A 13,476-nucleotide genomic window follows, 5' to 3' on the forward strand; every position below is an offset into this window, starting at 1 on the left:
GGCACACCCGCCCAGGCTGACTGCCTCAAGGCTAGCGTGCCGGATCGTCAGCTCTCCGGGGAAAGCCAGGCCGTGGTGTCGGACGGCAGCAGGCCGTCCACGACCGGGCCGCTGGCCAGCAGAAGCCTGCCCGCCGGCAGCGGCACGGGGTTGGCGCCCAGGTTCGTGACGCAGGTCAGGCCCGAGTCACGGGTGAAGGCCAGCACCTGCTCGCCCAGCGGCAGCCAGGTCAGCGTGCCGTCCCCGAGCAGCTCACGCCGGATGCCCAGCCCCGTACGGTAGAGGTTCAGCATCGACCCCAGGTCCGTACGCTGCGCCTCGGCCGTCAGCTTGCGCCAGCCCTCCGGCTGCGGCAGCCACGGCGTGCCCGTGCCGAAGCCGAACGGCGGCTCCTCGCCCGACCACGGCAGCGGGATGCGGCAGCCGTCGCGGCCCGGGTTCGTGCCGCCGGAGCGGGCGTGCATCGGGTCCTGGCGCACCTCGTCCGGCAGGTCCTCCACCTCCGGCAGGCCCAGCTCCTCGCCCTGGTAGACGTAGACGGAGCCGGGCAGCGCCATGGCCAGCAGCGCCGCGGCCCTGGCCCGGCGGTAGCCGAGCTCCAGGTCCGTCGGGCTGCCGTGCAGGGCGCCGCCGTGGGCGAAGGAGGTGTCGGCGCGGCCGTACCGGGTGACGGGTCTGGTCACGTCGTGGTTGGACAGCACCCACGTCGGCGGGGCGCCGATGGGGGTGTGCGTGGTCAGCGTCAGCTCGATGGACCTGCGCAGGTCGGCGGGGTCCCAGGCGCAGGACAGGAAGTCGAAGTTGAAGGCCGTGTGCAGCTCGTCGGGGCGCAGGTACCGGGCGAAACGCTCCTGGTCGGGGAGCCAGACCTCCCCGATCAGGATGCGCTCGTCGTACTCGTCGGCCACCTCGCGCCACCGACGGTAGACGTCGTGGACCTCGTCGAGGTCTTCGTAGGCGGTGTCGGACTTGATCAGCAGCGCGGCGGAGTCGATGCGCACGCCGTCCACGCCCCGGTCGAACCAGAAGCGCAGCACGTCCTCGAACTCCTGGTGGACCTCCGGGTTGTTCCAGTTGAGGTCCGGCTGCCCGGGGTCGAACAGGTGCAGGTACCACTGCCCGTCGGGCACCTGCGTCCAGGCCGAGCCGCCGAAGATGGACTGCCAGTCGTTGAGCGGCTCGTCGGCGAACCAGAACCGGTCGCGGGCCGCCGGGTTCGCCAGCGCCTCCTTGAACCAGGCGCTCTCGGTGGAGCTGTGGTTCGGCACGACGTCGATGATGACCTTGATGCCGAGCTCGTGCGCCTCCTCGATGAAGCGCTCGGCCTCGCCCAGCGTCCCGAAGACCGGCTCGATGTCGCGGTAGTCCGCCACGTCGTAGCCGCCGTCGGCCATCGGCGACGGGTACCACGGGTTGAGCCAGATGGCGTCGATCCCCAGATCCTTCAGGTACGGCAGGCGGAAGCGCAGGCCGGCGAGATCGCCGGCGCCGTCGCCGTTCCCGTCGGCGAAACTACGCAGGTAGACCTGGTAGATCGCGGCCCCCCGCCACCACGTTTGCGACATGCGCTTATCCCTTGATGCTTCCGGCGGTGAGTCCCGCCATGATGTGCCGTTGGAAGATGAAGAAAACGATGATCATGGGGATGCTGGTGATCAGCAGGCCGCCCATGACCTGGTTCTGGGTGACGGCCCCGGCCGTCTGTGACAGGCCCACGCTGATCGTCATCTTGTCGCTGTCGGTCATGACGAGCAGCGGCCAGACGAAGTCCTTGAACGAGGTGACGATCGTGAAGATCGACACCACGCCCAGGATGGGCCGGGAGACGGGCAGGACCACCGAACGCAGGATCCGCACCGCGCCCGCCCCGTCGATCTGCGCGGCCTCGATCAGTTCGCGGGGAATCGAGTCGAAGAAGCGCTTGAGCAGGAAGATGTTGAAGCCGTTGGCCGCCGCGGGCAGCCACAGCGCCCACGGGTTGTTGAGCAGGCCCAGGTCCACGACCGTCACGTACAGCGGGATGAGCACGACCATCGCCGGGATCATCAGCGTGGCCAGCATCATGCCGAGGATGACGTTGCCGAACATCGGCCGCAGCTTCGACAGCGCGTACGCCGCCGACACGTCCACGGCCATGCACACGATCCAGCCGCCCAGCGAGTAGTAGCCGGTGTTCAGCAGCAGCGTGCCGATGTCGAACAGGTCCCACGCCTCGAAGAAGGCGTCCGGCGTCGGATCGGCCGGGAAGAACGTGGGCGGCATCTGCGCCAGCTCCTCCGGCGTCTTCAGCGCGCCGGTGACCATCCAGTAGAGCGGGAAGACGAACGCCGTCGTGAACAGCACGAGCACCGCTGCCAGCACGAGCCAGTAGATGCGCCGGCCCCACCTGCTGTTGAGCTGGTGCGGCGAGACGATCGTACGGAACTGCACCTCGATCGGCCTCGGCGAGCGCTTCCTGCCCCGCCTGCCCCGGGTAGCCGCCCGGGCTCCGACGGAGATCACGCCTTGTCCTCCCTCGTCAGGCGGAGCTGGAAGGCGGCGAACACGAGCAGCACGATCATCAGCATCATGCCGAGCGCGCCCGCGGAGCCGTAGTCCTGGAGTGTGAACGCGTTCTGGAACATCAGGTACGCGACCGTCACCGTGGCGTTCTCCGGGCCGCCGCCGGTCAGCATGTACGGCTCGATGAACACCTGCATGGTGGCCACGATCTGCAACATCAGCATGAGCAGCAGGATCAGCCGCGTCTGCGGGATCGTGACGTGCCTGATGCGCTTCCAGATGCCGGCCCCGTCCAGCTCCGCGGCCTCGTACAGCTCCGGCGGGATGTTCTGCAGCGCGGCGAGGTAGATCAGCGTCGCGCTGCCCATGTTCATCCAGGTCGAGACGATGACCAGCGAGATCAGCGCGGTCGAGGAGCTGTCCAGCCAGGCCAGCGGCGGCAGGCCGAACACGTCGAGCACCTGGTTGAACAGCCCGGGCCCCGGATCGTAGAACCACCTGAACAGCAGCACCGCCACGATCGGCGGCAGCATGACCGGCAGGTAGACCACGAACCGCAGGTAGGCCCGGGCGTGGCGCAGCTCGTTCAGCACGAGCGCGACGACGAACGGCACGGCATAGCCGCACACCAGTGCGAGGAAGGTGAACTCCAGCGTGTTGAGCCACGCCTCGCCGAAGGCCGGGTCCTGGAACGCCGTCACGAAGTTGTCCAGGCCCACCCAGATCGGCTCGTTGATCAGGTCGGTCTTCTGGAAGCTCAGAATGAACTCCCTGACCATCGGATACCAGGCGAACACCGTGAAACACGCCAGCGCCGCGCACAAGAACCCGTAGGCCGTCAGATTGCGCCTCAAGATCTGCATAGGGTCAGCCCTTGGCCGCCAGCACCGAGTTGGCCTTCGTCTCCGCGTCGGCGAGCAGTTCGTCGATGCTGGCGTCCTTGCGGCTCAGCACGCCCGACATGGCCACGTCGAGGATGGCGTACAGCTCCTGGGCGTGCAGCGGCTCGGCCTTGGGCGGGATCGTGCCGGCTGCCTGGACGTAGGTCTCGTAGTTCGTGACCGGCAGCGAGGCGTTCTTCACGCGGTCGGCCTGGATGGCCTGGCCGGTGGGCGAGTCGCCGTAGACGGCGTTGTCGGGGACGCCGACGGGGTTGCCGAGCGTCTTGCCACGGGCGAAGTCGAAGCGGCCCTTGCCGACGGTGTTGAAGCGGAAGTCGATCCACGCCAGCGCGGCCTTGGCCTCCTCGGGCGTGGCCTTCGGGTTGATCATGAACGCCTCGCCGCCGCTCAGCGACGCCTTCGCCTCGGGGAAGCCGGTGATGCCGTAGTCGGCGACGTTGCCCTTGAACTTGTTGACCACGTCGGTGACCACGTCGGGCGCGCCGAGCATCATGCCGACCTTGCCGCTGCCCATGGCGACCATGAGCGACTCCCAGCCGACCAGGAGCTTGGTGCCCATGCTGTTGTCCACCCAGCGCATGTCGTGCAGGGTCTGCAGCACGGCCTTGCCCTCGGGCGAGTTGAACGCGGCCTTCTTGTTGTCGGGGGTCAGGATGTCGCCGCCGCGGCCGTAGATGGCCTGGGTGAAGTGCCAGCCGCCGGTGTTGCCGCCGGAGTACTCGCCGTACCCGACGTAGCCGGCGCCGAGCCCGGCGATCTTCTTGGCCGCCTCGCGGACCTCGGCCCACGTCGTGGGCGGGGCGTCCGGGTTCAGGCCGGCCTTGGTGAACAGGGCGCGGTTGTAGACCAGGCCGACGCTGTAGTGCACGTTCGGGACGCCGTAGACCTTGCCGTCCCTGGTGACCAGCTCCTTGTGGTCGGAGCGCAGGTCGTTCCAGTTCTTGATCGCGCCGGTGTGCGAGGTGATGTCGAGGGCCTGACCCTTGGAGATCACGTCGTTGTAGTTCGTCACGGGCACCACGAACGCCGTCTCCATCTGGCCGCCCGCCAGCTTGGGGCCGAACGTCTTGGGGTCGAAGCACGGCTGCTGGTCCGTGCTCTTGACCGTCACGCCGGGGTTCGCCTTCATGAACGCCGCCACGTCGTCGTCCCAGGCCTGCCGCTCCTTCGGCGCGGACTTGGCGGGCTGGCAGGCCACCGTGATCGACACGGCCTTGGCGCCGCCGGCGCTGGGGGTGGCGGGCTCGCTGCCTGAGCCGCAGGCGGCGGTGGACAGGGCTAGCGCGGATACGAGCAAGAGTCCCGTGGATCTCTGCATGGTCTGACCCTTCTGATGCGAGGTGCCCACACCATAGGATCCGCGACGTTGGTCCGCAAGATTTCGACTTCGTATTGCAAGATAACGACTATGTTACGCCTGCCGGGGTGCGCGGACACGCGGACCGGCGCGCGCCGGCCGCCCGGCGCGCACGGCACGACCGCACGGCGCGCACAGCACGACCGCACGCGCCCGCACACTGCGCGGACGCGTACCGCACGCCGGTGTCCGCACCACGCCGCACGCCGGCGGCCTGGCCTCATCGATCACCGCGCCCGTGGCGCGGTCGCGTGGGGCCGGGGTCAGGCCCGGGCTCGGGTGGTGGAGGCGCGGACGACGAGCTCGGGCTCGAAGAGCAGCTCGTCCGCCGGCACGACCGCCTTGTCGATCTGGGCGACCAGCAGGTCCACCGCCGCCCGGCCCATCGCGTCGATGGGCTGGCGGACCGTGGTGAGCGGCGGCTCCGTGCAGTTCATCAGGGCCGAGTCGTCGTAGCCGATGACCGAGATGTCGGCGGGCACGGCGAGCCCGGCGCGGCGCGCGGCGCGCACGGTGCCCAGGGCGAGCAGGTCGCTGGCGCAGATGACGCCCGTGACGCCCCGCCTGACCAGGCGGGCGGCGGCCGCGTGCCCGCCCTCCAGGGAGAACATCGTGTGCTCGACCAGCTCGGCATCCCCGCCGGAAGCCTGGAAGGTGCTGAGCTTGCGCCGCGACGGCATGTGGTCCTTGGGCCCGAGCACCATGCCGATCCGCTCATGGCCCAGCGCGCGCAGGTGGGCGATGGCCATCTCGGCGGCCACCACGTCGTCGCACGACACCTGCGGGAAGTCGAGGTGCTGGACGGCGGCGTTGACCAGGACGGTGGGGAGTTTGCGCTCGTGCAGCAGCTCGTAGTGGCCATGGGAGGCGTCGGCCTGGGCGTACAGGCCGCCGGCGAAGACCACGCCGCTGACCTGCTGCTGGAGCAGGAGGTCGACGTAGTCGGCCTCGGAGACGCCGCCGACCGTGCGGGTGCACAGCACGGAGGTGAAGCCCTGCTGGGCCAGCGCGCCGCCGACCACCTCCGCGAAGGCGGGGAAGATCGGGTTCTGCAGCTCGGGGAGCACCAGGCCGACCAGCCGGGCACGGTCGCCGCGGAGCTGGGTGGGACGTTCGTAGCCGAGCACGTCGAGCGCCGTCAGCACGGCCTCGCGGGTCGCGTCGGACACCCCCGGCTTGCCGTTGAGCACGCGGCTCACGGTCGCCTCGCTCACCCCGACCTTCTTGGCCACCTCTGCGAGTCGTCGCGTCATGCGCAAACTATACGGCCTTCCACGCAAGCGCTTGCAACGGCTTACGTGGATCGAACGTCGCGCCTTGCACCGCGCCCACACCGGGCTTCCTGCCGCTTGCCGCTCTCTGACCAGCAACAGAAGACGGTGGAGCACCTTCAGAGTCAGTCAACTGTTTGCGAAATGAAGTCGAAATATTGCGGCTATCTGCTCGACATCCTATGGTTCGGCCATCCGCCTTACCCGAAGGGCCACCCCCATGAGAGCACTGTTAGCCGCCCTTGCGTTACTCATCGGATCCCTCGCCGCACCGGCCGCGCACGCCGCGGCCGACACCAACCTCGCCGCCGGCAAGGCCGCGACCGCCAGCAGCTTCACCGACGTCTACCGAGCCGCCAACGTCACCGACGGCAACCAGGCCACCTACTGGGAGTCGGCCGGCAACGCCTTCCCCCAGTGGATCCAGGTCGACCTCGGCGCCACCGCCGGCGTGAGCAGGGTGGTGCTCAAACTGCCCGCCGGCTGGCCGGCCCGCACCGAGACGCTGAGCGTCCAGGGCAGCACCAACGGCTCCGCCTTCACCACCCTGGCCGCCTCGGCCACCCACACCATCAGCCCGGCCGCCACCATCACCCTGCCGGCCGACAGCACCGCCCGGCACGTCCGCGTGCAGATCACCGCCAACTCCGGCTGGCCCGCCGGCCAGCTCTCCGAGCTGGAAGTCTGGGGCACCACGCAGACCGACCCCGGCCCCGGCCCCGGCGGCGCCAACCTGGCGCTCGGCAAGACGCTGACCGAGTCCGGCCACACCCACACCTACGCCGCGGCCAACGCCAACGACGACAACCTGCAGACGTACTGGGAGGGCGCGGCCTACCCCGCCACGCTGACCGCCCAGCTCGGCGCCAACGCCGAGCTGACCTCCGTCGTGCTCAGGCTCAACCCCGACAGCGTCTGGGGCCGCCGTACCCAGACCCTCCAGGTGCTCGGCCGTGAGCAGTCCGCCGGCTCCTTCACCACGCTGGCCGCCCAGGCGACTTACACCTTCGACCCGGCCACGGGCAACACCGTGACCATCCCGGTCACCGGCAGGGCCGCCGACGTGCGGCTGCAGTTCACCGCCAACTCCGGCGCCCCCAGCGGCCAGGTCGCCGAGTTCCAGATCTTCGGCACCCCCGCCCCCAACCCCGACCTGACCGTGTCGGGCCTGACCTCCTCCCCGGCGGCCCCGGTGGAGACCGACGCGGTGACGCTGTCGGCCACGGTCAGGAACGCCGGCACCGCCGCCTCCGCCGCCACCTCGGTCAACTTCTACGCGGGCACGACCAGGGTGGGCAGCGCCGGCGTGGGCGCGCTGGCCGCAGGGGCGTCCGCCACCGTGTCGGCGAACATCGGGGCCAGGGACGCGGGCACGTACCAGCTCTCGGCCAAGGTGGACGAGGACGGCCAGGTCGCCGAGCAGAACGAGGCCAACAACGCCACGACCGGCACGCTCACCGTCAGGCCCGTCGACACGGCCGACCTGGTCGCCTCCCCCGTCGCCTGGACGCCGGGCAACCCCGCCGCGGGCGCCCCGGTGACGTTCTCCGTCGCGATCAGGAACCAGGGCACCGTGGCCTCCAGCGGCGGCGCGCACGGCATCACGCTGACCGTCATCGACGGCTCCGGCGCCGTCGTCAGGACACTGACCGGCTCCACCAGCGGCGCGATCGCCGCCGGAGCCACCACGAGCCCGGTGACCCTGGGCACGTGGACGGCCGCCAACGGCAGGTACACGGTCAGGACGGTGCTCGCCGACGACGCCAACGAGCTGCCGGTCAAGCGGGCCAACAACACCAGCACGCTGCCGCTGTTCGTGGGCCGCGGCGCGAGCATGCCGTACGACACCTACGAGGCCGAGGACGCCGCCATCGGCGGCGGCGCGGCCCGGGTCGGCCCCAGCAGGGAGATCGGCACGATCGCCGGCGAGGCGTCGGGGCGGCGCGCGGTCACGCTCAACCAGACCGGCGCGTACGTCGAGTTCACCACCAGAGCCGACACCAACACCCTGGTCACCCGGTTCTCGATGCCGGACGCGCCGGGCGGCGGCGGGCTCAACTCCACGCTGAACGTCTACGTCAACGGCTCCTTCCTCAAGGCCGTCAACCTCACCTCGCGCTACGCCTGGCTGTACGGCCCCGAGGCGAGCCCGAACAACAACCCCGGCTCCGGCCCGCCCAGGCACATCTACGACGAGGCGAACGTGCTGCTCGGCACCACCGTCCCGAAGGGCAGCAGGATCAGGTTGCAGAAGGACGCGGCCAACACGCTCAACTACGCGATCGACTTCGTGGACTTCGAGCTGGCCACGCAGGTCGCCAACCCGGACCCGGCGAAGTACGCCGTACCGGCCGGATTCGCCCACCAGGACGTGCAGAACGCCCTCGACAGAGCCCGCATGGACGCCAGTCTGACCGGCGTCTACCTGCCGCCGGGCGACTACCAGACCAACGGCAAGTTCCAGGTGTACGGCAAGACGATCAAGGTCGTCGGGGCGGGCCCCTGGTTCACCAGGTTCCACGCGCCGTCCGGCCAGTCGAACACCGACATCGGCTTCCGCGCCGAGGCCACGGCCAACGGCTCGACGTTCGGAGGCTTCGCCTACTTCGGCAACTACGTCGAGCGCATCGACGGCCCCGGCAAGGTGTTCGACTTCAACAACGTGGCGAACATGACGATCGAGGACGTCTGGATCGAGCACCAGATCTGCATGTTGTGGGGCTCGAACATCGACAACATGACGATCAGGAACTCGCGGATCCGCAACGTGTTCGCCGACGGCCTGAACATGACCAACGGCAGCACCGGCAACCGCGTCACCAACATCGAGACCAGGTCCACGGGTGACGACAGCTTCGCGCTGTTCTCGGCCATCGACAACAACTCCGGCGAGCAGTTCGGCAACGTCTACGAGAACCTGACCTCGCTGCTGACCTGGCGGGCCGCGGGCCTGGCCGTGTACGGCGGCTACAACAACACCTTCAGGAACATCCACGTGGCCGACACGCTGGTGTACTCGGGCGTCACGATCAGCTCGCTGGACTTCGGGATCCCGATGCACGGCTTCGGCGCCAGCCCGCCCACGACGTTCGACAACATCTCGCTGGTCCGGGCCGGAGGGCACTTCTGGGGGCAGCAGACGTTCCCGGCGATGTGGCTGTTCTCCTCCTCCAAGGTGTTCCAGGGCATCCGGGTCAGCAACCTGGACATCGTGGACCCGACGTACAGCGGCATCATGTTCCAGACCGGCTACTCGAACCCCTCGACGCCGCTCAACCCGATCAGGGACACGGTCTTCACCAACGTGTCGATCAGCGGAGCGCAGAAGAGCGGTGACGCCTTCGACGCCAAGTCAGGGTTCGGCATCTGGGTGAACGAGCTGCCCGAGCCCGGCCAGGGCCCGGCCATCGGCTCGGCCACCTTCAACGGCCTGCGGTTCAGCAACAACCACACGAACATCAGGAACACGACCTCGACGTTCACCCTGAACGTCGACTAGAGCTCGGCCCTGGTGGGCAACCCCTGCCAGTCGCTCACGCTGGTCACCGCGGCGGCGCTCAGCAGCGCCCCGCGGTGCAGGCGTTCCTGGGGGATGAGGCCGTCGAGCGCGGCGCTGATGTATCCGGCCGCGAACGCCTCCCCCGCCCCCGCGGTGTCCACCACGGGGACCTGCCAGCCCTGCACGTCGTAGCGCATGCGGTCGGCCCGCACGCTGGCGCCCTTCGCCCCGCGGTCCACCACGACCTCCCGCTCGGGGGTGAGGGCGGGTTTGACCAGGTCGAGCTCGTCCTGGCGGAGGAAGAGCAGGTGCGCCTCGCAGGCCAGCTCGCTGAGCACCTCCTCGGCCTCGCGCACCGAGGGCCACAGCTCCGGGACGTACTCGACGGAGAAGGAGATCGCCACCTCGGCGTTCCTGGCCGCGGTGACGGCGGTGCGCACGGCGTCCAGCGCGTCCCTGCCCAGGGCCGCGGTGAGGCCGGTGACGTGCAGCATCCGGGAGGCCGCGATCCGGTCGATGGGCACGTTGCCCGGCGCGAGCAGCGCGCCTGCGGAGCCGGTGCGGTAGTGCGTCACGGCGAGCTCGCGGCCCACCCGCGACTCCCGCAGGAGCAGCCCCGTGCGCGTGCTCTCGGTCACGCGCACGTCCTCGACGTCCACGCCCTCGCCCCGCAGGACGGTCAGGGCTCTGGCGCCCAGCTCGTCGCCGGCCACCCTGCCCAGGTACGCGCAGCGGTGCCCGAGCCGTGCCAGGGCGATGGCCAGCGTGAACTCGGGCCCGCAGACGTCCAGTCTGGCCTCGTTCTCGTGGCGGACCCGGCCGCTGGAGACCACCCCCAGCGGCTCGCCCAACGTGTAGACGTCCGTCATGGGGCCGACTGTATCCGGTCAAGTCAACCCAAAACCGATTTTTCCGCATAACTGCTGGTTAAGACCGTGATCAAATATTTTCTGTAACTTTAGCCAACCTTTTCCCTTGATCGTGCCTCAAAGTAGTAGAGGGAGCCGGCCCCCCCGAAGCCGGCTCCGAAGTCAATACGGGGAGAGGAATCAGCACCCTCATGAAGAAGATCGCAGTAGGTATCCTTTCCGCCACCATCGGCGGTGCCATGCTGGTGTCGGGCGCGGGAATCGCCTCCGCCGCCACCAAGGCGGACACCCAGCTCGTCATCCGCGACATCAGCCCGAACCCGGTCGTGGTCAAGAAGGGCTCCGAGACGACGGCGTACTTCGACGTCGGCGCCAGCTCCGACGTCCAGAAGGTCGAGCTCAGCGTCGCTCCCGCGGAGAGCAACTTCCGCACGATGCGGGGCAAGGACATCAAGGACCTCGAGGGCTGGCGCTGGGCCATCGGGTTCAACGAGAACGACTACGCCGGCAAGTGGAAGGCCACCGCCGTGGCCTTCGACAAGGACGGCAAGGAGATCGCCAAGGACGACGCGTTCTTCTCGGTCGAGGTCGAGAAGGGCAAGCTCGACACCACGATCGCCCGCTTCAGCGCCGACCCCTCCAAGGTCCGCAAGGGCAAGTCGATCTACTTCTCCGGCCGTCTCCTGGTTGACGACGACGGCTGGGAGGGCGTCCGCGGCGAGAAGGTGAACATCTACTACAAGGCCAACTACCGCAGTGGCTGGAAGTGGGTCGCCTCCGACTGGACCAGTCGCGGCGGCAAGTTCTACGCCAAGACGAAGGCCTACAAGAGCGGCACCTTCCGTGCCGTCTACAGCGGTGACGACGAGCTCGAGGGCGCCAAGAGCCGCTCGGACTACGTGCGCGTCTACTCCTGGCGCCGGTAGTCTCACCAGCTACTGAATCACCACGCTGAGGCCCAGCCCTTCGGGGCTGGGCCTCCGGCTTTTTCGCCTTCGCAGGTTTAGCGATCACGCATTCGCCGCATGGGAAGTCCCATTGCGTTGATCGAACCCCCGAAGGAGCCCACGCATGCCGCATCCCGTGATCGCCCTCGTCCTGAGCATGACGAGCACGATGGGAGCGGCCCCCTCGCCGGAGCTGACCGTACGGTACGAGCGCCCCGACTCACCCCGCGCCGAGCGGGCCCAGCGGCTGCTCAAGGACAGCGACGCGCTGAAGACCCGCGTCCGGCTCCCCGAGCCGATCACGGTCGTCGCCCGCGACTGCGACGCGCCGAAGGCCGGCTGGGACCACGGCAAGCGCCGGATCACGATCTGCTACTCCCTGGTGGACCGGGTGAACCGCACGATCAAGGGCATCTCCCAGACCGAGGAGACCGGCGAGAAGGCCGCCGGGGCGCGCGTGCGCGGCGCCCTGTCCGTGCTCTTCCACCACCAGCTCGGCCACGCCCTGACCACGCTCAACGGCATGACCGACGGCGAGGCGCAGGCCGACCGGTTCGCCGCGCTGACGCTCACGGCCGACACACCCGGCCGGGTGGTGGCCGCCGCCGAGGCCCGGCACCTGCTCGCCGGGCACGCCGGCCTCGGCCACCTGTCGGGCATGGCGGAGTCGGCCACGTTCGCCTGCCTGCTCTACGGCGCCGACCCGGGCAGGTACGGCAGGATCGCCAAGGGTGGCTGGGTGCCGGCCGGGCGCGCGCCGTCCTGCGCAGACGAGTACAGCAGGGTCCGCTCCGCCATCGGCGATAGAGTCAAGACCTGAGGGGTAGCGGTCCGGGTATGGCCCACGACCTGCTCAAAGACCTCGACCCGTTCGACATCCTCGACACCGAGGCCGCCCGGCTCGACCGGTACTTCTCCGGCCTGGACGACGCCGGCTGGCGGCGGCCGTCCCGGTGCGACGGCTGGTCGGTCCGCGACGTGCTGGCGCACCTGGCGGGCGAGGAGCTGTACAACCACGCCTGCCTCGACGGGACCGTGGAGGAGCTGATGGACCGGCTGTCCGACGCGGGCATCGGCGGCTACAACGACTTCAACGAGTGGTGCGTGCGCGAGCGCGCGGCCCTGCCCGTGGACGAGGTCCTGGCGGAGTGGCGCACGAAGAACGGCGAGACGCGCGAGCGCATGCGGGCGCTGGGCCGCCACGCCATGCTCGACACGATGGCCGGGCCCTACCCCGTCGGGCAGCAGGCCTTCCACTACGACTCCGAGTACGCCACCCACGCCGACGACGTGGGCGCGCCCGTCGCCGAGGACGAGGCCGACGACCGGACCCTGTGGCGGGTGGCGGTCGGCCGGTTCGTGCTGGCGGAGCAGGACGCCAAGGTGCAGGTCGAGCAGACGGCCGACGAGATCTTCGCCGCCGTGGACGGGGTCACCGCCAACCTGTCGTACCCGGAGTTCGTCGAGGCCACGGTGGGCCGGGTGCCCGCCTCGCACGACCTCGACCCGCGCATCGCCTCGGCACTGAGGTGCCTGGCCTGAGGAGGAGGTCATGTGGCTGCGTAACCGCGAGGGGACCGAGCCGGTGACGGCCCGCAGCCCGCTGGGCGCCCGGCGCGTCCTGTCGATCGTCGCCCTGGTGTTCGGGATCGTGGCGGCGGTGATCTGCACCGTCATGGCCATGCGGACGGGGGAGGAGGTGTGGCGCTGGGAGGCCGCCATCGCCGCCCTGGTGGCGCTGTGCGCCGCCACCAGCCTGGTGGTGCTGCGGCACCACCGCTCAGGTCGTCAGAACGGCCAGCAGCAGTAGAACGATCACCACCGCGGCCGCCCAGAAGAGCACCCGGACGTGGGCCAGCGCCCACATCCGCCACCGGTCGCCGGACGGCTGACCGGGCGGCGGCTCGCTGCCTGCCTCGATCTGGTTGATGGCCGCGACGCGCCTGGCCAGCTCGGGGTCGTCCCGCTCGAGGGCTCGCTCGATCTCGGCGAGAATACGGCGCTCCCTTCCGGAGAGACTCATCGCACCACCACTGCTCTCACGCCGGTGACCTTCTCTTACCCACCGGTAGGCCCCGCATACCGGGGTGTTGACCCGGGCTTGGTGATCACGCACTGTGGTGGGATCG

General features: G+C 69.5%; 12 protein-coding genes. 5 read left to right on the forward strand and 7 right to left on the reverse strand.

Annotated elements, in window-relative coordinates; genetic code table 11:
• Nucleotides 1–47: 47 nt before the first annotated feature.
• From HD597_RS42155 to HD597_RS42175, 5 genes are all read right to left on the reverse strand, one after another.
• Nucleotides 48–1,565 carry a glycoside hydrolase family 13 protein gene (locus tag HD597_RS42155; RefSeq protein WP_253750726.1) on the reverse strand — a complete coding sequence of 506 codons (1,518 nt, stop codon included), beginning with the start codon at nucleotides 1,563–1,565 and terminating at the stop codon, nucleotides 48–50.
• A 4-nt stretch (nucleotides 1,566–1,569) separates the two neighbouring features.
• A complete protein-coding gene (locus HD597_RS66185; protein WP_253750729.1) occupies nucleotides 1,570–2,502 on the reverse strand; it encodes a carbohydrate ABC transporter permease in 933 nt (310 codons plus the stop codon).
• Complete coding sequence (locus HD597_RS42165; protein ID WP_253750732.1) at nucleotides 2,499–3,365, reverse strand: carbohydrate ABC transporter permease; 867 nt, start codon at nucleotides 3,363–3,365, stop codon at nucleotides 2,499–2,501. Before HD597_RS42165 ends, HD597_RS66185 begins: the two co-directional genes overlap by 4 nt.
• A 4-nt stretch (nucleotides 3,366–3,369) precedes the next feature.
• Nucleotides 3,370–4,722, reverse strand: a complete 1,353-nt coding sequence (locus HD597_RS42170; protein WP_253750735.1) for an ABC transporter substrate-binding protein — start codon at nucleotides 4,720–4,722, stop codon at nucleotides 3,370–3,372.
• Between the two features lie 302 nt (nucleotides 4,723–5,024).
• Nucleotides 5,025–6,014, reverse strand: a complete 990-nt coding sequence (locus tag HD597_RS42175; RefSeq protein ID WP_253750738.1) for a LacI family DNA-binding transcriptional regulator — start codon at nucleotides 6,012–6,014, stop codon at nucleotides 5,025–5,027.
• Nucleotides 6,015–6,252: 238 nt separating this feature from the next.
• Here HD597_RS42175 and HD597_RS42190 point away from each other — a divergent pair, with 238 nt between their 5' ends.
• On the forward strand, nucleotides 6,253–9,531 hold the full coding sequence (locus HD597_RS42190; RefSeq protein WP_276083161.1) for a discoidin domain-containing protein: 3,279 nt from the start codon (nucleotides 6,253–6,255) through the stop codon (nucleotides 9,529–9,531).
• Here HD597_RS42190 and HD597_RS42195 read toward each other — a convergent pair.
• Nucleotides 9,528–10,400, reverse strand: a complete 873-nt coding sequence (locus HD597_RS42195) for a sugar kinase (RefSeq protein ID WP_253750741.1) — start codon at nucleotides 10,398–10,400, stop codon at nucleotides 9,528–9,530. The two genes, HD597_RS42190 and HD597_RS42195, sit on opposite strands and share 4 nt — an antisense overlap.
• A gap of 191 nt (nucleotides 10,401–10,591) precedes the next feature.
• On the opposite strand from HD597_RS42195, the gene HD597_RS42200 reads away from it, so the two are divergent.
• The 4 genes from HD597_RS42200 (at nucleotide 10,592) to HD597_RS42215 (ending at nucleotide 13,157) form a co-directional block, all read left to right on the forward strand.
• Nucleotides 10,592–11,326, forward strand: coding sequence for a hypothetical protein (locus HD597_RS42200; RefSeq protein WP_253750744.1), 735 nt, complete (start codon nucleotides 10,592–10,594; stop codon nucleotides 11,324–11,326).
• Between the two features lie 145 nt (nucleotides 11,327–11,471).
• Complete coding sequence (locus HD597_RS42205) at nucleotides 11,472–12,167, forward strand: DUF4344 domain-containing metallopeptidase (protein ID WP_253750747.1); 696 nt, start codon at nucleotides 11,472–11,474, stop codon at nucleotides 12,165–12,167.
• A gap of 17 nt (nucleotides 12,168–12,184) precedes the next feature.
• Nucleotides 12,185–12,889, forward strand: coding sequence for a maleylpyruvate isomerase family mycothiol-dependent enzyme (locus HD597_RS42210; RefSeq protein ID WP_253750750.1), 705 nt, complete (start codon nucleotides 12,185–12,187; stop codon nucleotides 12,887–12,889).
• Nucleotides 12,890–12,899: 10 nt separating this feature from the next.
• Nucleotides 12,900–13,157: a DUF6343 family protein gene (locus HD597_RS42215; RefSeq protein WP_253750753.1), complete on the forward strand. Its 258-nt coding sequence runs from the start codon at nucleotides 12,900–12,902 to the stop codon at nucleotides 13,155–13,157.
• Here the strand turns inward: HD597_RS42215 and HD597_RS42220 are convergent.
• The gene (locus HD597_RS42220; protein ID WP_253750756.1) at nucleotides 13,128–13,370 is read right to left on the reverse strand and encodes a DUF3040 domain-containing protein; all 243 of its coding nucleotides are present in this window, start codon (nucleotides 13,368–13,370) and stop codon (nucleotides 13,128–13,130) included. The two genes, HD597_RS42215 and HD597_RS42220, sit on opposite strands and share 30 nt — an antisense overlap.
• Nucleotides 13,371–13,476 lie beyond the last annotated feature (106 nt).

It is taken from the genome of Nonomuraea thailandensis (genome assembly GCF_024172165.1).
Classification (GTDB): domain Bacteria; phylum Actinomycetota; class Actinomycetes; order Streptosporangiales; family Streptosporangiaceae; genus Nonomuraea; species Nonomuraea thailandensis.